Origin of the sequence: Bradyrhizobium sp. HKCCYLS20291 (genome assembly GCF_051167715.1) — a bacterium.
Classification (GTDB): Bacteria; Pseudomonadota; Alphaproteobacteria; order Rhizobiales; family Xanthobacteraceae; genus Bradyrhizobium.
Genome location: NZ_JBNPTO010000026.1, coordinates 57,475 through 83,488, shown reverse-complemented (window position 1 = coordinate 83,488; position 26,014 = coordinate 57,475). Strand labels below are relative to the sequence as shown.

Sequence of the window (26,014 nt, the reverse complement as noted above, 5' to 3'; positions counted from 1 at the left end):
ATCGCTCCGCTCAGAGAATCATATTCGCACCACGGCTGGCATCAAAAGATTCACAGCCTCGTAGGGTGGGCAAAGCGACGCCGTCAGGCGGCGCGTGCCCACCGGCGGTGGAGATGAGGGACCGCGGTGGGCACGGCGCGCGAGAGACTGTGTTCGCTGAGATGGCGGTGGAGCGCGCCTTTGCCCACCCTACAAGACGACTACCCGCCCTGCCCGATCTTGTCCTGCGTCTTGGTGTCGAAATCGCCGGCGTCGTGGCGTTCGTGGAGCTGGCTCTTGGGATCTCCGGAGACGCGGTTGACCATGCGGCCGCGCTTTACCGGGATGCGCTGCGCGATCTGGTCGGTCCAGCGCTGGACGTTCTTGTAGTCCTGCACTGAGAGGAATTCGCCGCCTTCGTACAGCAGGCCCTTGGCCAGCGAGCCATACCACGGCCACACCGCGATGTCGGCGATGGTGTAGTCCGGGCCGGCGAGATATTCGCTTTCGGAAAGACGACGGTCGAGCACGTCGAGCTGGCGCTTCACCTCCATCGCGAAGCGGTCGATGGCATATTCGATCTTGGTCGGCGCGTACGCATAGAAGTGGCCGAAGCCGCCGCCGAGATAGGGCGCGGCGCCCATCTGCCAGAATAGCCAGGACAGGCATTCGGCGCGCCTGGCCGGCTCGGTCGGCAGCAAGGCGCCGAACTTCTCGGCGAGATAGACCAGGATGGCGCCGGACTCGAACACGCGGATCGGCTCGGGGCCGCTGCGGTCGAGCAGCGCCGGGATCTTGGAATTCGGATTGATGCTGACGAAGCCGGAGCCGAACTGATCGCCCTCGCCGATGCGGATCAGCCAGGCGTCATATTCCGCGCCGGCATGGCCGAGCGCCAAGAGCTCCTCCAGCATAACCGTGACCTTCACGCCGTTCGGCGTGCCCAGCGAATAGAGCTGCAAGGGATGACGGCCGACAGGCAATTCCTTGTCGTGGGTCGGCCCCGCGATCGGCCGGTTGATGTTGGCGAAGCGGCCGCCGCTCGCCTTGTTCCAGGTCCAGACCTTCGGCGGGACGTAGCTGTTCTGTTCGGACACGAAAAAACTCCGGCGTGAGCGACGAATGATGCAGGGGTTTTAAGCGCATATGCCGTGAAGCGGAAGCCATGCCGCGCGCGGGCACCATCCACATTTTCTGCATTGCGCGGTCGAACCGGCGATGACAGAACGGAGACAAGATAACAAGGACGACCCCTGATGGGCCGGCCGCCGGAAACGCCGATGACTGCAAATCCCCTGCCCCCGGACCTCATTCCCGTCATCGTCGGCGTGGGCGAGATCGTCGATCGCCCCAAGGAGATCGGCGACGGCCTCGAGCCGCTGGCGCTGCTCGAACAGGCCATCCGCCGGGCGGAAAACGACGCCGGCGCCAAGCTGGTTCAGGACACCGGCTCACTCGACGTCGTCAACTTCCTGAGCTGGCGCTATCGCGATCCCGAGCGATTGCTGGCGCAGCGGCTGGGCATCAGCCCGTCGCATTGTCACTACGGGCCGGTCGGCGGCGAGAGCCCGATCCGTTTCCTGCACGAGGCCGCGTTGCGGATCGCGCGCGGTGAATGCGAGGTTGCCGTGGTCTGCGGCGCGGAAGCCCAGTCGACCGCGACCAAGGCGGAGCGCGCCGGCGTGCAGCTGCCATGGACGCCGTTCGCCCACGATGTCGAGGAGCCGAAGCGCGGCGCCGCGTTCCAGAAGCCGCTCGCGGTCAAGCTCGGCGTGTTTCGCCCCGTGTCCGTCTATCCGTTCTACGAGGTCGCGAGCGCGGCGAAGTGGGGCCAGACGCCGCGGCAGGCGCTCGCCGAATCCGGCGAACTGTGGTCGCGCTTCTCGGCTGTCGCTGCGTACAATCCGAATGCCTGGCTCAAGCGGCATTTTGCGCCCGAAGAAATCACGACGCCGTCGCCCGACAACCGGCCGATCGCCTGGCCGTACACCAAGCTGATGGTCGCCAATCCCATGGTCAACATGGGCGCGGCGCTGATCCTGACCAGCCTTGCGAAGGCGCGGGCTGCCGGCATCGCCGAGACCAGGATGATCTATCCGCTCGGCGGCGCATCGGCCGAGGATCCGCGCGACTATCTCACGCGCGATCAGTTCGCCGAGAGCCATCCGCAGAATGCGGTGCTACACGCCGCGATGAATCTGGTCGGCGGCAAGGGCACGGCGTTCGACGTCATCGAGCTCTACAGCTGCTTTCCCTGCGTGCCGAAGATGGCGCGGCGAACGCTCGGGCTCGGCGCCGACGTCGAGCCCACCGTGACGGGCGGACTGACGTTCTTCGGCGCGCCGCTCAACACCTACATGACGCATGCCGCCTGCGCGATGGTGCGGCGGCTGCGCGGCGGCGGCGCCAAGCGCGGCTTGCTGTATGGCCAGGGCGGCTTCGTCACCAAGCATCATGCGCTGGTGATCTCGCGCGAGCCGCCAGCGTCGCTGTCGCAGGACGTCAGCGTCCAGGCCGAGGCCGATCGGCATCGCGCAACGGCGCCGGACTTCGTCAGCGACGCTAGCGGCAGCGGCAAAGTCGAAAGCTTCACCGCGCTGTATGACCGCAACGGCGAGGTCGAGCATGGCGTGGTCATGCTGCGCACCGAGCAGGACACCCGCACGCTCGCGCGCGTCCCTGCGCAGGATACGGCTACGCTGGCGCGCCTGATGAACCTGGACAGGACGCCGGTCGGCGCGCTCGGCACCATCACCATGGCCGCCGACGGCGTGCCGGAGTGGACGGTGAATTAGTCCGCTCGACGTCGTCACCACCGCGATGCGTCGAACCTGACGGCTCACACCTCCCTTGCCTCTCGCTGCCATCGCGCATAGGCCGCATCCCAGCCGGGATCGGCGTCCGCCGCGAAGCCGAGCGTCCTGCCGCCGCCGAGGTCACGGAAGCCGATCATCGCGCGGCGGTGCGCGCCGCTTCTGACATAGGCGCGCATGCTGGCCTCGTCGGTCCAGACCGTCAGCGTGTGATAGATCCCGTCCACTGGGCGGAGCTCGACGCGGAGATTGCCAGGCGCGTTGCGCGCCTGACGCACCGCGCGCAGCGTGTGCCACCAGAAGCGGAAGCGGCGCACGAGGCCGCGATGCGGACGGAAGCCGGTGACGGAGACGTAGACGCTCATGGCGTGATCATGGGATGACGAACCTGGATCTCACACCGCTCCGACCCGATGGGCAGGCAAACGGCCGTCAGCAGAACGCTGCGCGCCGTGGCGTGGATTTCGGCACGTCCATCACGCAACCGGCATCATTTCAGCGCCCGCTGGCGCCCGGCGCCGCATTGACCGGCAGCGTGCCGGTGGTCTCCGGCGCTGACGGACGCGCGCGCTCGTCACCCGCCAGCTGCTGCTCGCGCTTGCGCTCGAGCGCCTCGTCGCGGCGGGCGGCGGCGATCGCCAGGCCCGGGCTGAGCTTGAGCGCCTGGTTGAAGTCGGCGAGCGCCCGGTCGTAGCGGCCTTTCGCCAGCCACACCGCGCCACGGTCGCTGTACAGCTCGGCATCTCTGAAGCTCATGCGCACGGCGCGATCGAGATCGACCAGGGCCTCGTCGAGTTCGCCCTTCTGCTGAAGCGCGAGGCCGCGGTCGCGAAACAGCGCCGGGTTGGACGGATCCAGCCGAATGGCGCTGTCGTAGTCGGCCAGCGCCAGGTCCCATCGGCCGAGACGGCCGAGGTCCTTGGCGCGATAGCGATAGATGTCGGCATTGCGCGGCGCGAGCTGGATCGCTTCGTCGAAATCAGCGACCGCGCGATCGAGATCGCCCTGCCGGCTGCGTTCCAGCGCCCGCTTCAGGAACGACGCGGCGGTGGTCGGAGCCGTCGCCGCGACCTCCTCGACCGGCTTGGGCTCTACGATGGCGGGCGGCAGAGGGGTCTCAGGCGCCGTTGGTTTGGCAATTGGACTCGCGACACTGGCAGCGTCTGGAATAGCAGGCGCCGCGGCAACGTCGCGCGACGGCGCGGGTGGCGGTGCAGAGGGTGGCTGCTGCGTGACCGAGCGCGTCGTCTGCGGTCGGCCGATCCAGTCCCCCATTGACGGCAGCAGCAGGATCTCCAGCCCGATCAGGATGGCGCTGAGCACGGCAGTGGCGGCAGTGAACTGCAGGATCGCGTCCCAGCGCTCGCGCCGGGCGCGTTGACGCTTGTCTGCCAGATCAGCGTCGTACTCGGCGCGCAGATCGCGATCGCGCAGCACTTTGTAGGCGACGATGATCATCTTGAGCTCGTGCTCCGACGCCGCGTCGCCTCCGCCCTTCAGGTCGGGATGATGCGCCTTGGCGGCCTGGCGGAACGCTCGCTTGATCGTGTCGAGATCGGCGCGCGGCGACACGCCGAGCACTTCGTAATGCGTCCTCATGGCTCGGCCCCGCGCCCTGCCGGCGGGACCGGCGCGTGGTCAAGCCGGGAGCAGATCGAGCGCATAATGGGCGCCATCACGGTTGAGCCGGCCGAACGCGGCCCATGGAAAATGAGATCCACACAGCAACATCTTTTCTGCAACGACACGATCGAGCAATTTGCGCCGGCTGGCTTCGGCTGCCGGCCCGTCCTGGTCATAGGCCCCGTGCCATTCGGGATGCCGCAGGCAGAACGTCGGCACATAGGCCGTATCCCCCGAGATCATCAGCTGCTCCGCGCCGGAGCTGAGATGAAACGCGGTGTGTCCCGGGGTGTGCCCGGGAACGCTGACGAAATGAATGCCGGGCACCACCTCGTCCTCGCCCTCGACGGGCAGCACATTCTTCCAGCTGGGGATCACGCCCTGGATGCGCCGCGCCAGCGACTGCCGCCATGGCGGAAGCCGGCTGGTCTGCGACGGGTCGGTCCAGAACTTGTACTCGGCCGCGGCGACGATGATCTCGGCGTTGGGAAACACCGGCGTGTCGGTATCCTCGCGGATCAGGCCGAAGATGTGATCAGGATGGAAATGGGAAATGAGAATGGTGTCGATGTCCTGCGGACGAAGACCGACCGCCTTCAGATTGTCCAGCATCCGTCCGGAGATGAAGACCGAGTCGGAGTTATAGCCCTGGACCTGACCACCGCCGCCGGCGTCGCACAGCACGGTCTTGCCTTTCAGCCGCACCACGAAGGTGGAGATCGGCACCGTGACGAAAGCGGTGCTGAGGCCCGCCGCGCGCTGCACCTCCTTGACGTCGCTGACGCTGGCATTGCTGAAGAAGCCGGCCTCGTGCGGCTTCTCCCAGACGCCGTCATAGAGCGCGATCACCTCGGCCTCGCCGATCATGATCCGGCGATAGCCACGCTCGGGATCCTCTGTGCGGCGACGCGGCTTGGCGGCGACCACGGCGAGACCGGCATCGAGGCCAAAGGCTGCGGCAGCCGACGCGGCCGTCAGCACCAAGCCCCTGCGCGAAACTCCGCCTGCCATCGAATCGCCTGCCACGCACAAATACCGCCGGTTGAAGGTGATCAGGATGCAAGTAACCTGTGCACCTTAGCGGGATTATGGCGTGATCACGACCTTTCTAGCCGGAGACTGGGAGTCAGCCCGCAAGGTAAACGCTGCTGCGGCGATGTGACCTTGCTGCTCGGCGCAACCGGGCGTCTCGTTCGTGCATCGCACGCGACAACGGCCATGGTTGGCCGTCGCCGGTATGGAGAGGTAGCCTGATCAGGCGGCGCGGACCGACTGCAGGAAGCGGCTTACCTCCTGCTTGAGCTTGTTGCTGTCACCAGACAGCTGCCGCGCTGCCGTGAGCACCGTGCTCGAAGTGTCGCCGGTTTCGGCGGCGCCGCGCTGCACGTCGGTGACGTTGGCGGAGACTTGCTGCGTCCCCATCGCGGCCTGCTGAATGTTGCGCGAGATCTCGGCGGTGGCGGCCCCCTGCTCCTCGACGGCGGCCGCAACGGCCGCGGCGATCTCGGACAGGCGCTCGATCGTCGTCGAGATCTCCCGGATGGCGCCGACCGATTCCTGCGTCGCGCCCTGAATGCCGGAAATCTGTTGGCCGATCTCGCCGGTGGCCTTGGCGGTCTGCTCGGCCAGCGCCTTGACCTCCGACGCCACGACGGCGAAGCCGCGGCCCGCTTCACCGGCGCGCGCTGCCTCGATGGTGGCATTGAGCGCCAGTAGGTTGGTCTGGCCGGCGATCGTGTTGATCAGCTCGACCACGTCGCCGATCCGGGTTGCCGCCTTGGAGAGTTCGCCGACGCGATCATTGGTGCGGCGGGCCTGATCGACGGCCTCCGACGCGATGCGCGCCGACTCCTGGACCTGGCGGCTGATCTCCCTCACGGAGGACGTCAACTCCTCGGTCGCGGAGGCGACGGCCTGGACGTTGGCTGAGGCCTCTTCCGAAGCCGCGGCGACGGTCGTCGAAAGCTCCTGTCCGCGCATTGCGGTGCCCGACAGCGAATTCGCCGAGGTTTCGAGATTGCTAGACGCCGACGAGACGGTCTCGACGATGTTGCCGATCGCCCCTTCGAAGCTGTCGGCAAGCGCCGACATCTCCTGCTTACGCGTGCGCGCCGCGCGTTGCTCCTGCTCCTGGAGCTCCCTGGCGTTGAAGCGCACCATCGTCTGCACCGTCTGCAGGTTGCGCAAGGCACGGCCGATCTCGTCGTCGCGCGCGATGTGCATGCGGGTGTCGAGCTTGCCCTGGGTGATGTTCTCCATCGTCTCGTTGACATGATCGAGCGGCCCGACGATGACGCTGATGGTGCGCAAGCCGACGAGGCCGCACAGCACGACGCCGGCCGCCGCGATCGCCGCGCCGGCCATGCCGCCAAGCCCGCCTTCGCCGAACGAGATGATGCCGAGCACGATCAGAAACACTGTCTGCAATCCGACCAGCGTCCGCAGCCGCGATGCGATCGTGCCGGTGAACATCGCGAGGTGATCGAACAGCGAGCGACGCCGAACGATGCCGTCCTCGATCTTGTAGCCGTGCGACTTCTTTTCGCGGATCGCGGCATAGACCTGCTCGGCCTCAGCGCGCTGATCGGATGGCAGCTTGGTGCGCACCGACGTGTAGCCGACGACCTGGCCGTCCTTGCGGATCGGCGAGGCGGTTGCCAACACCCAGTAATAGTCGCCGTTCTTGCGACGGTTCTTCACCGCGCCGACCCACGGCCGCCCCGCCTTCAGCGTGGTCCAGAGATTGTCGAACGCCTCCGGCGGCATGTCGGGATGACGGACGATGTTGTGCGGCTGCCCCATCAGCTCGGCTTCGGTGAAGCCGGCAGCTTTGACGAAGTCCTCATTGAAGAAGGTGAGCTTGCCCTTCGCGTCGGTCTTCGACACGATCAGGGTGTCATCCGTGATCGGATATTCGACTTTGGTAACAGGCAGGTTCGTGCGCATGGCGAGACTCCCAGCTGATGACCCAAAGGTCATGCCTGACGGCTGTGGCGGTCACGCGCGCATTGGCATGACTGTTTTTGTTAGGTGCGATGCTCCACTTTTGCAGTGACCGATTAATCCAACATAAAGCTTTGCAACCGTGAAAATACGGGCCGCCCCATGAATGCATTCAAGGTTGCATAGTTGCGAGCAGTTCGCCGATGCGTCAGCGGGCTTGCGCCCGCGGCCCTGCCGGATATGGCCCGTTGTTGTGGCAGCCGTAGCTGCTCCGCCAACTACGCGGCGCGGACCGTGTTCAGGAAGCGGCCGACCTCCAGCTTGAGTCGATTGCTGTCGTTCGACAGCATCTGGGCGGCGGACAGCACCTGGGACGAGGCCGAGCCGGTCTCGTTGGCGCCGCGCTGCACCTCGGCGATGTTGGACGACACCTGCTCGGTGCCGATCGCCGCCTGCTGGATATTGCGCGAGATTTCCTGGGTTGCGGCGCCCTGCTCCTCGACGGCCGCGGCGATGGCCGAGGAGATCTCCGACAGCTTCTCGATGGTGCCGGAGATCTCGCGGATGGCGCCGACCGATTCCTGCGTCGCCGCCTGGATGCTGCCGATCTGCTGACCAATTTCGCCGGTGGCCTTTGCGGTCTGCTCGGCCAGCGCCTTGACCTCGGAGGCGACGACCGCGAAGCCACGGCCCGCTTCGCCCGCGCGCGCCGCCTCGATGGTGGCGTTGAGCGCCAGCAGGTTGGTCTGGCCGGCGATGGTGTTGATCAGCTCGACGACGTCGCCGATCCTCGTGGCGGCCTTCGACAGCTCGCCGACCCGCTCATTGGTGCGTCGCGCCTGCTCGACGGCATCGCTGGCCATGCGCGCGGATTCCTGCACCTGCCGGCCGATCTCGGTCACCGACGACGACATCTCTTCGGTCGCCGACGCCACCGACTGCACATTGGTGGAGGCCTCTTCGGAGGCAGCGGCCACCGTGGTGGCGAGCGTCTGCGAGCGGGTCGCGGTGGTCGTCAGCGTCGTCGCCGAGGCTTCCAGCTCGGTGGAGGCCGAGGAGACCGTGTGGACGATCTCGCCGACGGCAGATTCGAAACCATCGGCCATCTTGTGCATCTCGGCCCGGCGCTGCTCGGCCGCCAGCTTGTCCATGGCGATCTTGGCTTCAGCCTCCTGCTTGGCCTTCTCGGCCAGCATCAGCTTGATCTCGTTGACCGCCTGCGCAGTGTCGCCGATCTCGTCACCGCGGCCTTCGCCTGAGATCGCAACCTCCTCGCCCTTGGCCATGCGCTGCAACACCGCGACGAGCGCGCGCATCGGCTTGGCGATGCCGTATTGGCCGATCACGAAGCCGAGTACGAGCCCGAGCACGATGCCTGCTACGGCGATGATGATCATCATCCGCGAGGTCTTCTCGTACTGCTCCTCGGATTCCTGCGCGAGACCCTCTACCCGATGGTTCAGCCGATCGGCAATATCCTTGATCTTGGCTTGGAGCCTTTCAGCATTGGCGCGGCTCTTCATCGCGACGTCGCGCATGCGCTCCGTCTGCTCGCTTAGCTGCACGTCCTTGGCGGCCGCAATGACGCGGAAGGTCTCCTCCATGCCCTTGATGTAGTCGTCGTAGGCGGCGCGAGCCTCGGGAATCATCGCGCGCGCCTGGTCGTCCGCGGTCTTTGCGGCTTCGGCCAGGTGCTCGGTGAACAGCTTGCGCTGCTCCTCGACGACCTTTAGCGCGGCCTCGCGGTTGTCAACGCGCGGGTCGAGCGCGGCGCGGAATTCGGCGCGGTTCAACGCGATGACGTTCTGGTTGGCGCGTGCGGCCTGCAGGGCGCGGTTCGCAGCCATGGCCATCTTGCTCGCATCTTCGGCCACGACGTGCAGCGCGCCGATGGCGAACCAACTGATCGTGCCAGCCACGACGGCCATCAGCACCACGATGGCGAGAATCTTGGTGAGCACGCGAAAGCGAGACAAAAACGACATCAATGACCTCTTTGCAGGCAGGTGGTGGGCCGACCAGGCCATGGCAGCTCCGCGCATGGCGGAGCGTTTGGTCCCGGCGGCAATCTGCAGAAACTAACGTCTGTAATTTTGGAACCCGTTGCCTCGGCGAAATCTTAACGGCCGAAACCGGACAAGTACGGGATCATGCGTCGCCGGGCGCGGCACATTGACGCGAGTCACGTAGAACTACGTAGAAGCGGCGCTGACCGGACAGCGCACGCTTCGAAACGTCGAAGGCCCGGGCGTCGCCGCCCAGGCCTTCATTAAACGTTGAGATCGACGCTGGCCGATCGCTGCGACGTCAGCTCACGCCGCCCTCACCGAGCCGAGGAAGCTCGCGACCTCTTCCTTCAGGCGGCTGCTGTCGCCTGACAGCGCCTGTGCTGCCCCGAGCACTTGCGCCGAGGCGGCGCCGGTCTCGCTGGCGCCGCGTTGAACCTCGGTGATGTTGACTGAGACCTGCTGCGTCCCGTGAGCCGCCTGCTGGACGTTGCGCGAGATCTCCTGCGTCGCTGCGCCCTGCTCCTCGACGGCGGCCGCGATGGCGGAGGAGATCTCCGACAGCTTCTCGATCGTCGTCGAGATGTCCTTGATCGCCGAGACCGACTCCTGGGTCGCAACCTGGATGCTCGAGATCTGCTGGCCGATCTCGCCGGTCGCCTTCGCGGTCTGCTCCGCCAGTGCCTTGACCTCCGAGGCCACCACGGCAAATCCGCGGCCGGCGTCGCCGGCACGTGCCGCCTCGATCGTGGCGTTGAGCGCGAGCAAATTGGTCTGGCCTGCGATCGTATTGATGAGCTCGACAACGTCGCCGATGCGGGTCGCCGCCTTCGACAGCTCGCTGACGCGGCCGGTCGTGCTGCGGGCCTGCCCGACGGCATCGATGGCAATGCGCGCTGATTCCTGCACCTGACGGCTGATCTCGGTGACGGAGGACGCCATCTGCTCGGTCGCCGACGCCACCGATTGCACGTTGGTGGTGGCCTCCTCCGACGCCGCGGCGACGGCCGTCGTCAACCCCTGCGAGCGCGTCGCCGCCTGGGTCAGCGTGGTCGCAGACTGTTCGAGCTGGCTCGATGCCGACGAAACGGTGTTCACGATCTCACCGACGGCGGCCTCGAACTGTTCGGCGAGTCGCTGCATGTCCGCCTTGCGCTGGCGAACGAGGACTGCGTCCTGCGCGCTCTTCGCCTCGGCTTCGGCGCGCGCGTTGTCCTCTGCATTGCCTTGGATCACCGTGACCGTCTTGGCGAGATCACCGATCTCGTCGCCGCGGGCCGCGCCGGGAATGACGATGTCGAGCCGGCCGCGTGCCATCTCGCCGAGCGCCGCATTGAGCCGGGTCAGCGGCCGCGCGATGCCGAAGAACGAGAACACGACCAAGCCGATCACCGACACCAGCACCGCCAGTCCGGCGAACAGGGTGACATGGCTCGCCTGCGCGGCGACCTGATCGGCGTCGAATCGGGCGCTGGCGTTGCGCGCGCGGGCATCCTGGGCCGCGCCCGTCATCAGCTCGCCGGCCTCGCCGAGATAGATCAGCGTGCGATCGCGCAGAATGGCTTCCTTGATCCCTTCGATCTTCACCACCTCGTCGTTGGCGACGACGAAATCCGAAGCGAGGCCGTTGAGCTTGGTGATCGTGGCCTGGATCTCGCGATCGTCGGCCAGCATGCGGGCATCGGTCAGCGCGCTCTTCAGCAGCGGCACCGTCTGCTTCAAGGTTGCGATCGCCGCCGCATCACCGGTCACGCCGAATCGCCATGCCTGGGAGCGCATGTAGTTCAGCTTGGCATCGGCCGCGTGCAGCTGACGCTCGACCCGCTCACGGAAGGCGAGGTTCGGCAATCCCGGCGAGGCCAGCAACGCCTTCAGACTGTTGGACCACTCGTTGGAGACCGCGCTGCGCTTGTCGATCTGCAGCAGCAGCGTCTTTTGCGCCTCGGCGAGGTCCACCGCTCCGGCCGCGTAGCTCGTCATCAGCTGCTTGAGCCGGCTCAGCCGGGCGCGATTGTCGGCGGTCGACACATTGGCCAGCGCGGCTTCGATGTCGGTGACCATCGCGGTCGAGAACTGCTGAATCTCGGCAGCCGACTTCTCCGCGTCGGCCGGCGCCCGCGCCAGCCGCGCCGAGCGGCCTGCGAGCTGGGTCTGCTGCATGTTGATGCTGGCCGACAAGACGCTCTCGACGACGCGCCGCGCGCGCTCGGCCTGCTGATTGGCCTGGCCGACGGCCCTCTCCGCCATCATCTGGTTGACGATCATGCCGACCGCCAGAGATGCGCCGATGATGCCAGCGAGCCCGAGTTTGTAGCCGATCCGATTCAGTTTCATTGCCCCACCCACAGAAGGACGCGTCACGCGACGCACTCCGTTTCAGCGGTATAGAGGTGAGGTATTAAGAGACCCGTTAATTTACGGGAGCCATCGCGCATTGCACGCGGAAAACATCTGCTGATTCCGTGTGCTTCGCGGCGCTTATGACGGCACGAGCAACACCGATCGGGACTCGGCATCCCGGCTATGCGGATCGTTCCAAAATCCGGGACAACACTGCGCAGCCGGCATCCGGCCGATGCGCCGCTAACTAGCGCATCAGCTCCAACGCATCGGCGAAAAATTTCGGCCCGCCGAAATTGCCCGACTTCAGCGCCAGCAGCATGTCGCCCGCTTCGGCGCCGATCGCGCGCAGCACCGGCACGCCGGCCGCGATCTCCGGCCCGACCAGGAAGCCGGGAATCTTCAGACGATCCACCACCGCGCCGGAAGTCTCGCCACCCGCGACGATCAACCGTCTGACCCCGGCCTGGATCAGTCCCTCGGCGAGATCGGCCATGGCCTGCTCGATGGCATGCCCGGCCGCCTCGCGGCCATGCTTGGCCTGCAGCGCGCCGACCTGATCGGGTGTCGCGCTGGAGGCGATCAGCACCGGTCCCTTGCCGATGCGCTCACGCGCCCAGGCCAGCGCTCGATGCGCTTCGTCAGGACCGGCGACGAGGCCCGCCGCGTCGAGATGCAGCACCGGCATGATGCTCTCGGCCTGCGCGATCTGCTGCAACGTCGCCTGCGAGCAGCTGCCCGCGAGACAGGCCGCGAGGCCGCCGACCGGCACGTCGGCGTGATGATGGGCGAAGGCATGCGAATGCACCTGGCCGGCCGCGACCAGCGCCCGCGCCAGGCCGAGCCCGATGCCGGAAGCGCCGACCGAGACCTTGTGCTGCAAGGCGGCCGCGCCGATCGCGGTCAGGTCGGCGTCGAACACGGCATCGACGATCGCCGCGGCCATGCCCTGCCCGACAAGCTCCTGCAGCCGGTGGCCGATGGCCTCGGGGCCGTGCACGACGGTCGCGAGATCGACCAGACCGACCTTCCGCCGGCTCTGGCGGCCGAGTACGCGCGCCAGATTGGCATCGTGCATCGGGTTGAGCGGATGATCCTTCAGCGGGCTCTCGTTGAGCGGCACGCCGCCGACGAACAGGTTGCCCTGATAGACCGTTCGCTTGGTTTCCGGGAACGCCGGAGTCACCAGCACGATGCCATCGCCGGCATCGCCCGCGAGCGCGTCCATCACAGGGCCGATGTTGCCGGCGTCGGTGGAATCGAACGTCGAGCAGATCTTGAACAGCACGTGGCGGGCGCCCCGCGCGCGCAGCCATTTGTCCGCCTCGCGTGAGCGCGCCACGGCGAGCGAGGCCTCGATCGAGCGGCTCTTCAGTGACACCACGACCGCGTCGACCTCGGGCAATGCGAGATCGTCGGCCGGGACGCCGATGGTCTGCACGGTGCGCAGGCCGGCGCGGGTCAAGGTATTGGCGAGGTCGGAGGCGCCGGTGTAGTCGTCGGCGATGCAGCCGAGCTTCAGGGTCACGGCTTCACTCCCTTGTAGGGCGCAAACCAGCCGAGCCCGTCCTCGGTGCGGCCGCGCGGATTGTATTCGCAGCCGACGAAGCCGGCGTAGCCGAGCCGGTCGAGCTCGTCGAACAGGAACGGATAGTTCAACTCCTCGCTGTCAGGCTCGTTGCGCGAGGGGATGCTGGCGATCTGGATGTGGCCGGTGATGTCCATCATCTCGCGCAGCCGCATCGTCACGTCGCCATGGATGATCTGGCAGTGATAGATGTCGAACTGCAGCTTGAGGTTCGGGATCTTCAGCTCGCGGATCAGATCGCGGGCGAAGCCGAAATCATTGAGGAAGTAGCCGGGCACGTTGCGCGCATTGATCGGCTCGATCACGACATCGAGGCCGTGAGGCGCGAAGAACTCCGCCGCCCAGGCGACCGACTTGTAATACGCTTCCACTGCTTTCGCATCATGACGATCGGCGATGCCGGCCATCATGTGCAGTCTCTTCACGCCCGTGGCCTTGGCATAAGGCAGCGCCGTCTCCAGGCTCGCCTTGAGATCGTCAAAACGCTCCGGCAGCGCGGCAAAACCCTTCTCGCCGGCATCCCAATTGCCAGGCGGCAGGTTGAACAGCGCCTGGGTCAGGCCGTTGCCGTGCAGCCGCTTGCCGACCTCCTCGACCGGATGATCGTAGGGAAACAGGAACTCGACCGCGGTGAAGCCGGCCTTGGCAGCGGCGGCGAAGCGGTCGAGGAACGGATGCTCGGTGAACATCATCGAGAGATTGGCGGCGAAGCGGGGCATGGTGCGAACTCGTGCTGTGACGTGCAGACGTTACTTGCAGACGTTACTTGGAGGAGCCCGGCAGCTTGGTGCCGGTGACCTGGGCGTACATCCGCGCCACCGAGGCGTCGTCGTCGCGGCCCATGCCGGCGGCGGATGTCATCAGGAACATCTGCAGCGCGGCGGCCGAGACCGGCACCGGGAAACGGTGACTGCGCGCCATGTCCTGGATGATGCCGAGGTCCTTGACGAAGATCTCGACCGCACTGCGCGGCGTATAGTCGCCGTCGAGCACGTGCGGCATGCGGTTCTCGAACATCCAGGAATTGCCGGCCGAGGCGGTGATGACCTCATAGACCTTCCTGATATCGAGCCCCTGCTTGGCAGCGAAGGCAATCGCCTCGCTGGCGGCGGCGATGTGCACGCCGGCCAGCAGCTGGTTGATCATCTTGAACGCGGCGCCCTGGCCGGCGGCATCGCCGAGCTCGTAGAGCTTGGCGGCCATCGCATCGAGCGCCGGGCGCGCCTTGGCGAAGGCCGCAGCACTGCCCGAGGCCAGGATGGTCAGTTCGCCCTGCGCGGCGCGCTGCGCGCCGCCGGAGATCGGCGCGTCAAGATAATGCCGGCCGGTGGCCTCGAGCTGCTTGGCGAGGCGGCGCGCCACGTCCGGGTCCATGGTCGCGGAGGAGACGAACACCGACTCCTTCGGCATGGTCTCGGCAGCGCCGCCGGAGCCGAACAGAATGGCTTCGGTCTGCGCCGCATTGACCACGACACTGACCACGATGTCGGCGCCCGCGGCCGCCTCGGCCGGGCTGTTTGCCCCCTTGCCGCCGTCGGCGACGAACCGCGCCACCGCGTCCGCCGAAACATCGCATCCCGTGACGGCGAAACCTGCGCGCTTGAGCGAGGTCGCCATGCCATATCCCATCGAGCCGAGCCCGATCACGGCGACGTTCAATTGCGTTGGCGATGGCATGCGGCAGATCCTCGACGCGTTTCCTGGTGACGTCCGGTTGGTCCGGCTCGGGCCCTGGGTAACACGGCTTGGCCGCGCTGCCAAAGCGTGAGACAAAGCCCGCAACCCGCGAACCACCGAGGACTGATCACGTGGCGGAAACTGCTGTACGCGAGGCCATCTGCCGGTTCGGCCGCTCGCTGTTCGAGCGCGGCCTGACGCCGGGGTCGTCCGGCAACATCAGCGTGCGGCTCGACGACGGCGGTTGGCTGGTGACGCCGACCAACGCCTCGCTCGGTTTCCTCGACCCGGCCAGGCTGTCGCGCCTCGATGCCAACGGAAAGCTGGTCTCGGGCGACGCGCCGACCAAGGAGGTGCCGCTGCACACCGCGCTGTACCAGACGCGCGATGCGGCGCGCGCCGTGGTGCATCTGCACTCGACGCATTCGGTGGCGATCTCGATGCTGCCGGAGATCGATCCGCTGATGGCGCTGCCGCCGCTGACACCCTATTATTTGATGCGCTGCGGTCAGACCGCGCTCGTGCCGTATCATCGTCCCGGTGATCCCGCCGTCGCCGACGCCATCAAGGGCCTCGCCGGCAAATATGCCTCGGTGCTGCTTGCCAATCACGGCCCGGTGGTGTCCGGCGACACACTGGAAGCCGCAGTCTTCGCGATGGAGGAGTTGGAGGAGACGGCAAAGCTCTATCTGCTGCTGCGCGGGCTCAATCCGCGTCATCTGTCGCCGCAGCAGGTCGATGATCTCGTCAAGGTGTTCGGCCTCTCGCTGCCCGACCACAGCGACCATCACTGACCGAACCGGCCTGGATGGATGCGCATGCAATATCTCGCACCGTCGCCGGCGGAGATCGAGGCAGCGACCCGCATTCTGTTCGAGGAGGCCAGCTTCTATCGCTGGTTTCCGATCGCAACCGATTCCTACGAGATCTTTGCGGAATCCAATCCGATCGGGGCAGCCGAATTGCGCGCCATCGCCGAGCGGATGCTGATGGCGGCAGCACAGAGCAAGTTGCGCACCCGGCTGCGCTAGCCGTGCTGTCCCCGCGCCGTCACGCCGCGCGCTTAAGTCTTCTTGCCTCCAGACAGCAACAATGCCTAAGATTGAGGCAGAACTTGACTGCGGGGGCAACGACCAGACGCTTGATCGATAGGCAGAGACCGGCGGCGCCAGTCCCGCGGGACGCGGCAGCAGCGCCGGTTCTTCACCTTATCGATTGCAGCAGCATCGGTTCGGTACACCGCGGGAGGAAAGGAAAAGGCAAAAATGCCGCCACAACGCCGTGGTCGCAGCTGTTTTCCCGGGCCGCGGCCCGGCCCGAGCGCGTCGCCGCCGGCTGCTGGCGATGCAATTCTCCCGATTGCATACGCGCCGGCTTCAGCGCGCGCTCTCTGTGCAGCGCACGGTCCGCCGGCCAATCGTTGGCATATCCGTTGCAGACATCACACGGGTCGGGAGCCGGGCGCCCGATGGTGCGGACGCTGACCGATGCCCGGTTCTCGGCAAAAACGTTAGACACGGAGGGCGGATGGCGGCAGGCGCGAGCTTGGAACTGGTGAAGGTGACGAAGATGTACGGTCACGTCACCGCCGTCGATGCGATCGACCTGCGGATTCCCGCCGGATCCTATTGCTGCCTGCTCGGTCCGTCCGGCTGCGGCAAGACATCGACCCTGCGCATGATTGCAGGACACGAGTCTGCGACATCGGGCGACATCATCGTCGGCGCCAGGAACGTGACCGAATTGCCTCCGGCCGGACGCGGCACCGCAATGATGTTCCAGTCCTATGCGCTGTTTCCGCATCTGACGGTGATCGACAACGTCGCCTTCGCGCTGAAGATGAAAGGCGTCGCCAAGCCCGAGCGCCACGCCCGCGCCCGCGAGCTGCTCGAGCTGGTCGACATGCAGGGCTATGCCGGCCGGCTGCCGGCGCAGCTCTCCGGCGGACAGCAGCAGCGTGTGGCACTGGCGCGCGCTCTGATCACCTCGCCGCAGGTTCTTCTGCTCGACGAGCCGCTGTCGGCCCTCGATCCGTTCCTACGCCTGCGCATGCGCGCCGAGCTGAAGCGGCTGCAGCGCGAGCTTGGCCTCACCTTCATCCACGTCACCCACGGCCAGGACGAGGCGATGGCGTTGTCCGACCTCGTCGTGCTGATGAACGCTGGCCGAATCGAGCAGCAGGGCAGCCCGCGCGAGATCTTCAACCATCCGCGCACCGAGTTCGCGGCCCGCTTCATCGGCGGCCACAACGTGATCCCCGTGAAGGGTGACACCTTCGCGGTGCGTGTCGACCGCATCCAGCTGAAGGCGCCGAACGCGGCGGTCGATGGCCCCGCGGTGCCGGGCACAATCAGCAAGATCGAATATCAAGGCACGTATGTGCTGCTCGCTGTCGCGACCGACGGCGGCCCCGAGATCTCGGCGCAGCTCAGCGACGACCAGTTCGATGCGGAAACCCACAGCATTGGCGAGCGTGTCATCGTCACCTGGAATCCGGCACTCGCCGATGCGCTCACGCCCCGCCCCGCTTCAGCCGCGCCAGCTGCAGAGCTGGTCGCCTGATTTCGTCGACCTTTTCTTTCGTTCCTCAAGGAGATGATGATGACTAATCGATCGAAGACACCATCCGTCAGCCGCCGCTCGCTGCTCAAGGGCGCGGCCGGGATCGCCGGTCTCGCCGGCACCGGCACGCTGCTCAGCGCGCCCTACGTCCATGCCGCCGACCCAAAGGTGCTGCGCTATCTCGGCACCGCGGTGAACGAGGGCGACGAGATCTCGAAGAAGTGCCTTGCCGACACCGGCATCAAGATCGAGTACATTACGGCGACGACCGATGACGTGACCAAGCGCGTCATCACCCAGCCGAACTCGTTCGACGTACTCGACACCGAATATTTTTCGCTGAAGAAGCTCGTGCCGTCGGGCAACATCTTCCCGCTCGATGCGCGCAAGATCAAGGAGTTCAACAACATCACGCCCGTCTTCACCAAGGGCGAGCTGCCGAACGGCAAGAAGATCGGCGGCCAGGGCACCGCGCCCTGGAAGGTGCTCTATCTCGAAGGCGCGAACTCCAAGACGTTCTCGGCGACGCCGACCGAGTTCGTGACGCTGATCCCGACCGTCTACAACGCCGACACGCTCGGCATCCGTCCCGACCTGATCAAGCGCCCGATCAATTCCTGGGCCGAGCTGCTCAATCCCGAGTTCAAGGGCAAGGCCTCGATCCTCAACATCCCCTCGATCGGCATCATGGACGCCGCCCTCGTCGTCGAGGCGACCGGCCAGTACAAATATGCCGACAAGGGCAACATGACCAAGGCCGAGATCGATCTCACCATGAAGGTGCTGACCGAGGCCAAGAAGGCAGGCCAGTTCCGCGCGTTCTGGAAGGACTTCAACGAGTCGGTCAACCTGATGGCGTCGGGCGAGACCGTGATCCAGTCGATGTGGTCGCCGGCCGTCACCAAGGTGCGCTCGATGGGCATTCCTTGCGTGTTCCAGCCGCTGAAGGAAGGCTATCGCTCCTGGGCCTCGGGCTTCTGCGTGTCCAAGGCCGTGGGCGGCAGCCCGAAGCTCGATTGGGCCTACGAGTTCGTCAACTGGTACCTGTCCGGCTGGGCCGGCGCCTATCTCAACCGCCAGGGCTACTACTCGGCCGTGCTCTCCACCGCCAAGGCCAACATGACCGAGGACGAGTGGGGCTACTGGATGGAAGGCAAGCCCGCGAAGAACGACATCAAGGCGCCGGACGGCACCCTGATGGAGAAGGCCGGCGCGGTGCGCGACGGCGGCTCCTATGACGACCGCATGGGCGGCGTGGTGTGCTGGAACGCCGTCATGGACGAGAACGACTACATGGTCCGCAAGTGGAACGAATTCATCGCCGCTTGATCTGAACCGTCTTGCTGCCGCGCCCGCAATTCCGCGGGCGCGGCAGATTTCTTGAAACCGCCCGGCTCCGCATTGGACGACAGGTTTTCCCTCGAGGTTTTCGCTTGGCCGTGACGATCGACAATTCGCCTGACACCATCGCACCCGCGGAGAGCAAGTTCCGCAAGCTCACGATGCGCTCGATCGCCTGGCTGCAGGCCGGACCGATGACGCTCGTGTTCGCGCTGTTCTTCCTGTTGCCGCTGGTGCTGGTCGTCATCGTCAGCGTCTGGGACTACAACGAATATGAGATGATCCCGGCGCTCAGCTTCCGCGGCTACACCGATACGTTCGAGGGCTGCGTCGCCAACCTGCCCGAGTTGTGCACGATCCTGAAGACCTATCTGAAGACGCTGAAGCTGTGCCTGCTGACCTGGGGCCTGACCTTGCTGATCGGCTTCTGGGTCGCCTACTTCCTCGCCTTCCACGTTCGCAGCAAGACCTGGCAGATCGTGCTGTCGCTGTTGTGCACGATCCCGTTCTGGACCTCCAACGTGATCCGGATGATCGCCTGGATCCCCCTGCTCGGCCGCAATGGCCTGGTCAATCAGGGCCTGATCGGCGTGGGCGTCGTCAACCAGCCGATCGAGTGGTTGCTGTTCTCGGAATTCTCGGTGGTGCTGGCGCTGGTCCACCTGTTCACCTTCTTCATGGTGGTGCCGATCTTCAATTCGATGATCCGCATCGACAAGCGCCTGATCGAGGCCGCCTATGACGCCGGCGCGTCGGGCTGGCAGACGCTGGTCAACATCGTCATTCCCCTGGCGAAGCCGGGCATCGTGATCGGCTCGATCTTCGTCATCACCATCGTGATGGGCGACTTCGTCACCATCGGCGTGATGGGCGGCCAGCAGATCGCCTCGGCCGGCAAGATCATCGAGGCCCGGCTGTCGGCGCTGCAATTCCCGGCCGCCGCAGCGAACGCCGTGATCCTGCTCGGCATCACCATCATCATCATCTCCGCGCTGACGCGGATCGTCGACGTGCGCAAGGAGCTCTAGAGAGATGGGAGACAAGCGCCCCCGCTCCTTCTACATCCTCGCAGCGTTCTTCTCGGCCTATGTGCTGTTCCTGTACGGGCCGATGATCGCGATCTACATCCTGTCGTTCCAGGGCCCCGACGGTGGCCTCACGTTCCCGATGAACGGCGTGTCGCTGACCTGGTTCGGCAAGGTGTTTTCCGGCGGCGGCATCGTCGACATCGGCGCAGCGTTCAAGCGCTCGCTCGCGCTCGGCCTCGTGGTGATGGTGATCACGGTGGTGCTGTCGGTCGCGGCCGGCATGGCGTTCCGCAAGCCGTTCCGCGGCGCCTCGATGCTGTTCTACACCGCGATCGCCAGCCTGATCATGCCCTCGATCATCACCTCGCTCGGCATCGCCCTGGAGTTCCGGCTGATCGACGATTTCATCAACAAGCACGCCGCCGACTACGGCCTCGGCTGGCTGGCCGAGGGCCACACCACCGCGATGGGCCTGTTCACCTCAGGCCTTGGCGCGCACCTGACCTGGACCCTGCCGTTCGGCCTCTTGATCATGTTCGCGATCTTCAACCGCTTCGACGGAAGGCTGGAAGAAGCCGCCCGCGATCTCGGCGCCACCCCCTGGCAGACCTTCCGCCACGTCGTCCTTCCGATCATCCTTCCCTCGGTGGTCGGCATCGGACTGTTCGGCTTCACCCTGTCCTGGGACGAACTGGCACGCTCGAGCCAGGCGATCGGCTCGGTGAACACGCTGCCGCTGGAACTGCAGGGCCTGACCACGACGGTGACGAAGCCGGACATCTACGCCCTGGGCACGCTGACCTCGGCTGTGTCGTTCGTCGTGATCTTCGCGGCGCTGTCGGTGATCCTGGTGCTGCAGGCGCGCCAGCGGCGGCAAGGCTCGGATGCGGGCAAGGGGATGGTGTAGTCGCTCCGCTGGGGAGCCGTCACAATCCAGCTCTTCGTCCCTTCGCTTTACGACAAACAGCGAGTGCGGTGCCTGTGAATGCGCCCTCGCCCCTTGTGGGAGAGGGCATGTAGGACAGCGCAGCAAGCTCAGTGGGGTGAGGGGTATGCCTCTACGGGCGACGATCGCTGAGAGAGACCCCTCACCCGACCGCGTATGTTGGATGGGCCGTACATGCCCTCTCCCACAAGGGGCGAGGGCGCTGTATCGGACAGCACCGTTGTCTCACCGCTTGCTCGGTGCGTAGGGTGGGCAAAGGCGCGCCCGGCTCGTTGTCATGGGGATGGCTCTCTCGCGCGCCGTGCCCACCATCTTTCCTCATCGGCACCGCCGGTGGGCACGCGCCGCCTGATGGCGGCGCTTTGCCCACCCTACAGAGCTACAGCCCCAGATACGCCTTCCGCACATCCTTGTTGCCACTGATCTCGGCGGCCGTGCCCTGCATCAGCACGCGGCCGGTCTGCAGGATGTAGGCCCGGTCGGCGATCTCCAAACACTCCGCCATGCGCTGCTCGACGATCAGCACGGTCATGCCGACGTCGCGGATGCGCTTGACGGCCTGAAAGATCTCGTCGACCAGCTTTGGCATGATGCCCTGCGACGGCTCGTCGAGCATCAGGAGACGCGGCCGGGTCATCAGCGCGCGGCCGATCGCCAGCATCTGCTGCTCGCCGCCGGACAACGTCTCGGCGCGCTGCTCGAGCCGCTCCGACAGCCGCGGAAACAGCTTGAACACGAACTCCAGCGGCTCGTCGCGATTGGCTTCGCTGCGATAGAGATAGCTGCCGAGCCTGAGATTGTCGCGCACCGAGAGCCGCGGAAACAGCCGGCGGTTCTCCGGCACGTAGGCAATGCCTTTCGCGGTGATCAGATGCTGCGCCATGCCGTCGATGCGGTTGCCGTCGAAGGTGACGGAGCCGGCGCGCGGCCGCTCGGCGCCCGCGATCGACTTCAAAAGCGTCGACTTGCCCGCGCCATTCGCGCCGGCGACGCAGACGATCTCGCCCTTCTCGACGTCGATCGAGACGTTCGAGATTGCAACCAGGCCCTGATAGGCGGTGGTGACGTCACGCACCGACAGCATGGCGGTCTCCAAGATAGGCGGAAATGACTTTGGGATCACGGACGACGTCCGCAGGCTTGCCTTCGATCAGCACCTTGCCGAGGTCGAGCACGATGGCACGGTCGACCAGCGGCATCACGATCTCCATGACGTGCTCGACCATCAGCACCGTGATGCCGGTGTCGCGTACGCGGCGCACGAGTTCGACGCCCCTCTGGGATTCGACCGGTGTCAGCCCCGTCAGCACCTCGTCGAGCAGCAGCAGCTTCGGCTCCGTCGCCAGGGCACGGGCGACTTCGAGCCGCCGCTTCTCCGACGGCACGAGGTCGCTGGCCAGCACGTCGGCGCGGGCGCCGAGGCCGCAGAACTCCAGCACCTCCTGCGCCTTGCGCCGGGCCTCGCGCATGTGGGTGGTGCGCACCAGGGAGCCTACGATGACGTTCTCGATCACCGTCATGGTCTCGAAGCTCTTGACCACCTGGAAGGTACGGCCGATGCCGCGCTGGCAGCGCTCGGCCGCCGGCAGCGCCGTGACGTCCTCGCCGTCGAAGATGATCGCGCCTTCCGTCGGCTTGAACGCGCCGGCGATCAGGTTGAACAAGGTCGACTTGCCGGCGCCGTTCGGACCGATCAGGCCGACGATCTCGCCGCGTCCGACCTTGATCGAGACGTCGGAGTTCGCCGTCAGGCCCGAAAAACGCTGGGTGACGTTGCGGGTTTCCAACAATGCCGTCATGACGCCACCGCCTCTCGGACCGGCTGAGCAGCCGGCTTGGGCTTGCGGGAGAACAGGCTGACCAGGCCCTGCGGCCGCGCCAGCGAGATCGCGATGATCAGGCCGCCATAGACGATCAGATCGACGCCACGGCCGGAGCCGCCGATATAGGAGCGGGTCAGCTCGGTGAGCGGGATCAGGATCACCGCGCCCAGCATCGGTCCCCAGAGGGTGCCGATGCCGCCCAGCACCGCCGGGAGCGCCATCAGCAGCGAGAACTGGAAGCCCATCACGCTCTCGGGATCGATGTAGGAGACGAACTGGGCGTAGAAGCTGCCGCCGATCGCGACCAGGAAGGCTGACACGGCCGCGGCGCCCATCTTGGAGTTGAACACGTCGACGCCCAGGCTCTCGGCCGCGACCGGATTATCCTTCACCGCGCGCCACCAATAGCCCCACTTCGAATCTTCCAACCACCAGGTCACGAACCAGGCGACGCAAGCGAGCCCGAGCGCGAAGTAAAAGTACGGCAGCTTTGAACGCGTGAACTGGAACGTCACCCAGGAGTCGCTCCGCACCGGAATGTCGATGCCAAGCGCGGCGCCGGCCCAGTCCCAGTTGTGGAACAGCAGCAGCGTGATCTCGGCGATCACGATGGTCGCGATCACGAAGTAATGGCCGCCCAGCCTGAAGCAGGGATAGCCGAGCGCCATGGCGATGATGGCGGACAACACGCCGCCGGAGAGCATGCCGAACCACGGCAGCACGCCGAACTTGGTGAACAGGATCGCGGTCGTATAGGCCCCGAGCCCGAAATAGAGCGCATGGCCGAGCGAGATCTGGCCGCAATAGCCGGACAGGATGTTCCAGCTCTGCGACAGCGCCCCATACATCAGGGTCAGCACCATGATGTTCTGGACGTAGACGTCCTTGACGAACATAGGCACGACGGCGGCGATGGCCGTGAGGAAGGCGGCGACGACGAGGTCGCGCCGACGACGTTGAATGAATGCCTTGTCCATCAGATTGATCCGAACAGGCCGCGCGGGCGGACGAAAACAACGAGGAGATAGACGCCGTAGATGCCGACGGTCTTCAGCGACGGCGGCAGGATCAGCGTGGTAATGGCCTCGACGAGACCGACGACGATGCCGCCGGCGAACGCGCCGAACACGCTGCCGAAGCCGCCAAGCGCCACCGTCACATAGGCGATGGTTGCGAACGACGCGCCCACATCGGGAAACACGTAGAAGAAGATCGCCATGACGGCACCGGCGAGACCGACCAGCGCCGCGCCAAGACCCCACCCGAGCGCGAACACCTTGTTCTTGTCGATGCCGACCAGCGCCACCGCGCCGGCATCCTCACGCGTCGCCTCCAGCGCCCGGCCGAAATCGGTGCGGTGGATGAAGAAGTACAATCCTGCGAACGCCGCGATCGCGATCAGCGCGCCGATCAGCTGCGGCTGCGGCAGATAGATGCCGGCGATCGAGATCGTCTTGCCGCCCAGAAAGGAGTGCGGAATGCTGCGGTAGTCCGGCGTGAAGAAGTACTGCGCGACGCCGCGCATCAGAACCGCCAGGCCGAAGGTAGAGAAGATCTGCACCATGCCGGTGTTGGCCTTGGCCCTGACCGCAAATCTGACGATCAGCAAGTAGACGATCGCACCGAACACGAACAATGCGGCGGCGACCAGCGGCGCCGCCAACAGCGGGTCGAGCGCGAAGAACGCGAACAGGAAGAAGGTCGCGTACATCGCGATCATCAGGAACTCGCCATGGGCGAAGTTCACGACATCCATCAGGCCGAAGATGAGCGCCAGGCCGACGGCGATCAGGCCGTAGAGCAGGCCCATCAACAGGCCGCTGGCGAGACTTTGTATGATTGTTTCTGCTGTCACAGACCTTGCCCCCAACTCTCGATGTGACACGGGATGCCGTCCTGGCGAAAGCCAGGGCCCATAACCAAGACTATTTTCGTGGGGCACGACGACGACCGGTCATCGTCCAACCACGGCCTCCGAGTATGGGTCCCGGGTCGGCGCCGCCACGCGCTGACGCGCGTGACTGCTTGCCCGGGACGACGCCCGAGATGCTTACTTCATCGGCCAGGTGGCATCCGCCACCGCGGCCTGGGTCGGGAAGATGGTGACGAACTTGCCACCGACATATTGCAGCAGCACCGGATCGGCGTCGTTGTTCTGGCCGCTCTCGTCGAACTTCACGCGCTTCCAGGGCATGATGGTCTGGGTGCCCGGCATGTCGGTCGCGGCCAGCGCGTCGCGGATCTTGTCGCCGTCGACGGACTTGGCGCGGTTGATGGCATCGGCCATCACGATCAGGCCCATGAACTGGCGCGAGGAGAAGTCGTTGAGGTCCTTGCCAGACTTCGCCTTGAACATGTCGTTGATCTTGCCGACCATCGGCCGCTTGGCGGAGAGGTCGAGCGAGAACGAGCCGCGCGAGATCACGCCTTCCAGCTTGTCGCCGACCGCGTCATACAGCGCCTTCTCGGAGAAGCCGGCGTCCTGCGCCACGATCGCATTCGGCTTGTAGCCGAGCTCGGCCATGGTCTTGACCAGCAAGATGCCGTCGGTGGTGTAGCTCGACGGCATCAGCACGTCGGCATTGGCGGCCTTGAGCTGCTGCACCTCGGCCGACAGCGACGGCGAGTTGGCGCGGTACTTGATGTCGGCAACGATCTTGTAGCCGCGCTCATTGGCGAGCTTGAGCTGGGCATTGCCGGAATCGGTGCCGAAGATGGTGTCCTCGTGGAACAGCGCCAGGGTCTCGATCTTGGTGCCCTTCTTCTTCATCGCATCGAAGAAGTCGAACATCGCCGCCGAGAACATCTCGTCGTGGGGCGCTGCGCGGAAATAATACTTCAGGCCGCGGCGATGCAGGCTCGGCGAGGAGTTGTCGGCCGACAGATAAGGAATCTGGTAGCGCTCGCAGGTCTGGCTCGCGGTAACCGCCACGGAGCTCTGATAGGAGCCGATGACCGCCGACACCTTTTCCTGCGTGATCAGGCGCTCGGCCTCGGCGCGGCCCTTCTGCGGGTCGGCCTGGTGGTCGGCGAACACCAGCTTGAGCTTGGCGCCGCCGAGGCCCGGCAGGCCCTCGGTGCGGGCGAGCGGCAGGTCATAATCATACTTGCCGTTGATGATCTCGGCGGCGGTCTCGAACGCGCGCTGCGCGTCGACGCCGATCTGGGCGCTGGCGCCAGAGAACGGATAGATGATGCCGATCTTCACTTCGGAGGTCTGGGCGCGGGCGGCGATCGGGCCGAGCGCGGCGGCGGCGGTGGCTCCAAGCAGGACGTTTCGGCGCGTGATGGTCATTGCGGGATCCTCTGGGGTAAACGACTGAGAGCGATGAAGGCAGAAAACTC

Annotated in this window: 22 protein-coding genes; 7 read left to right on the top strand and 15 right to left on the bottom strand. The window is 65.7% G+C overall.

Features of this window, described 5'->3' with window-relative positions:
* Positions 1–200: 200 nt before the first annotated feature.
* Positions 201–1,076 carry a glutathione-dependent disulfide-bond oxidoreductase gene (gene yghU, locus ACQR07_RS35030; RefSeq protein WP_434906597.1) on the bottom strand — a complete coding sequence of 292 codons (876 nt, stop codon included), beginning with the start codon at positions 1,074–1,076 and terminating at the stop codon, positions 201–203.
* Between the two features lie 183 nt (positions 1,077–1,259).
* Here yghU and ACQR07_RS35025 point away from each other — a divergent pair, with 183 nt between their 5' ends.
* A complete protein-coding gene (locus ACQR07_RS35025; protein ID WP_434906596.1) occupies positions 1,260–2,774 on the top strand; it encodes an acetyl-CoA acetyltransferase in 1,515 nt (504 codons plus the stop codon).
* A gap of 44 nt (positions 2,775–2,818) precedes the next feature.
* Here the strand turns inward: ACQR07_RS35025 and ACQR07_RS35020 are convergent, their stop codons facing one another.
* From ACQR07_RS35020 to ltnD, 9 genes are all read right to left on the bottom strand, one after another.
* Complete coding sequence (locus ACQR07_RS35020; RefSeq protein ID WP_434906595.1) at positions 2,819–3,157, bottom strand: antibiotic biosynthesis monooxygenase; 339 nt, start codon at positions 3,155–3,157, stop codon at positions 2,819–2,821.
* Between the two features lie 130 nt (positions 3,158–3,287).
* Positions 3,288–4,391: a J domain-containing protein gene (locus ACQR07_RS35015; RefSeq protein WP_434906594.1), complete on the bottom strand. Its 1,104-nt coding sequence runs from the start codon at positions 4,389–4,391 to the stop codon at positions 3,288–3,290.
* Between the two features lie 39 nt (positions 4,392–4,430).
* Positions 4,431–5,426 (bottom strand): MBL fold metallo-hydrolase, encoded by a 996-nt coding sequence (locus ACQR07_RS35010; protein ID WP_434906593.1) that lies wholly within the window; start codon positions 5,424–5,426, stop codon positions 4,431–4,433.
* A 243-nt stretch (positions 5,427–5,669) separates the two neighbouring features.
* The gene (locus tag ACQR07_RS35005) at positions 5,670–7,361 is read right to left on the bottom strand and encodes a methyl-accepting chemotaxis protein (protein ID WP_434906592.1); all 1,692 of its coding nucleotides are present in this window, start codon (positions 7,359–7,361) and stop codon (positions 5,670–5,672) included.
* Positions 7,362–7,636: 275 nt separating this feature from the next.
* A complete protein-coding gene (locus ACQR07_RS35000) occupies positions 7,637–9,343 on the bottom strand; it encodes a methyl-accepting chemotaxis protein (protein ID WP_434906591.1) in 1,707 nt (568 codons plus the stop codon).
* Between the two features lie 327 nt (positions 9,344–9,670).
* On the bottom strand, positions 9,671–11,698 hold the full coding sequence (locus ACQR07_RS34995; protein WP_434906590.1) for a methyl-accepting chemotaxis protein: 2,028 nt from the start codon (positions 11,696–11,698) through the stop codon (positions 9,671–9,673).
* A gap of 253 nt (positions 11,699–11,951) precedes the next feature.
* Complete coding sequence (gene otnK, locus ACQR07_RS34990; protein WP_434906589.1) at positions 11,952–13,232, bottom strand: 3-oxo-tetronate kinase; 1,281 nt, start codon at positions 13,230–13,232, stop codon at positions 11,952–11,954.
* Complete coding sequence (otnI, locus tag ACQR07_RS34985) at positions 13,229–14,011, bottom strand: 2-oxo-tetronate isomerase (protein ID WP_434906588.1); 783 nt, start codon at positions 14,009–14,011, stop codon at positions 13,229–13,231. Before otnI ends, otnK begins: the two co-directional genes overlap by 4 nt.
* A gap of 43 nt (positions 14,012–14,054) precedes the next feature.
* Positions 14,055–14,969, bottom strand: a complete 915-nt coding sequence (ltnD, locus tag ACQR07_RS34980) for an L-threonate dehydrogenase (protein WP_434906587.1) — start codon at positions 14,967–14,969, stop codon at positions 14,055–14,057.
* Between the two features lie 131 nt (positions 14,970–15,100).
* Between ltnD and otnC the strand changes: the two genes are divergently transcribed.
* From otnC to ACQR07_RS34950, 6 genes are all read left to right on the top strand, one after another.
* Positions 15,101–15,763: a 3-oxo-tetronate 4-phosphate decarboxylase gene (gene otnC / locus ACQR07_RS34975; protein WP_434906586.1), complete on the top strand. Its 663-nt coding sequence runs from the start codon at positions 15,101–15,103 to the stop codon at positions 15,761–15,763.
* A gap of 24 nt (positions 15,764–15,787) precedes the next feature.
* Positions 15,788–16,000: a hypothetical protein gene (locus tag ACQR07_RS34970; protein WP_434906585.1), complete on the top strand. Its 213-nt coding sequence runs from the start codon at positions 15,788–15,790 to the stop codon at positions 15,998–16,000.
* Positions 16,001–16,496: 496 nt separating this feature from the next.
* Positions 16,497–17,531 carry an ABC transporter ATP-binding protein gene (locus ACQR07_RS34965; RefSeq protein WP_434906584.1) on the top strand — a complete coding sequence of 345 codons (1,035 nt, stop codon included), beginning with the start codon at positions 16,497–16,499 and terminating at the stop codon, positions 17,529–17,531.
* A gap of 39 nt (positions 17,532–17,570) precedes the next feature.
* A complete protein-coding gene (locus ACQR07_RS34960; protein WP_434906583.1) occupies positions 17,571–18,860 on the top strand; it encodes an ABC transporter substrate-binding protein in 1,290 nt (429 codons plus the stop codon).
* Between the two features lie 104 nt (positions 18,861–18,964).
* The gene (locus ACQR07_RS34955) at positions 18,965–19,900 is read left to right on the top strand and encodes an ABC transporter permease (protein ID WP_434906582.1); all 936 of its coding nucleotides are present in this window, start codon (positions 18,965–18,967) and stop codon (positions 19,898–19,900) included.
* Between the two features lie 4 nt (positions 19,901–19,904).
* A complete protein-coding gene (locus ACQR07_RS34950) occupies positions 19,905–20,807 on the top strand; it encodes an ABC transporter permease (RefSeq protein WP_434906581.1) in 903 nt (300 codons plus the stop codon).
* 418 nt (positions 20,808–21,225) lie between these two features.
* Here ACQR07_RS34950 and ACQR07_RS34945 read toward each other — a convergent pair whose 3' ends face one another.
* The 5 genes from ACQR07_RS34945 to ACQR07_RS34925 all read right to left on the bottom strand — a co-directional run bounded on the left by ACQR07_RS34945 (position 21,226) and on the right by ACQR07_RS34925 (position 25,964).
* Entirely contained in the window at positions 21,226–21,930 is a 705-nt protein-coding gene (locus tag ACQR07_RS34945; RefSeq protein ID WP_434906580.1) for an ABC transporter ATP-binding protein, read from the bottom strand.
* Entirely contained in the window at positions 21,914–22,645 is a 732-nt protein-coding gene (locus ACQR07_RS34940) for an ABC transporter ATP-binding protein (RefSeq protein WP_434906579.1), read from the bottom strand. The genes ACQR07_RS34945 and ACQR07_RS34940 overlap by 17 nt, the downstream gene beginning before the upstream one ends.
* Positions 22,642–23,646: a branched-chain amino acid ABC transporter permease gene (locus ACQR07_RS34935; RefSeq protein WP_434906578.1), complete on the bottom strand. Its 1,005-nt coding sequence runs from the start codon at positions 23,644–23,646 to the stop codon at positions 22,642–22,644. The genes ACQR07_RS34940 and ACQR07_RS34935 overlap by 4 nt, the downstream gene beginning before the upstream one ends.
* The gene (locus ACQR07_RS34930; RefSeq protein WP_434906577.1) at positions 23,646–24,524 is read right to left on the bottom strand and encodes a branched-chain amino acid ABC transporter permease; all 879 of its coding nucleotides are present in this window, start codon (positions 24,522–24,524) and stop codon (positions 23,646–23,648) included. The genes ACQR07_RS34935 and ACQR07_RS34930 overlap by 1 nt, the downstream gene beginning before the upstream one ends.
* 195 nt (positions 24,525–24,719) lie before the next feature.
* Positions 24,720–25,964 (bottom strand): ABC transporter substrate-binding protein, encoded by a 1,245-nt coding sequence (locus ACQR07_RS34925; RefSeq protein ID WP_434906576.1) that lies wholly within the window; start codon positions 25,962–25,964, stop codon positions 24,720–24,722.
* Positions 25,965–26,014: the final 50 nt, after the last annotated feature.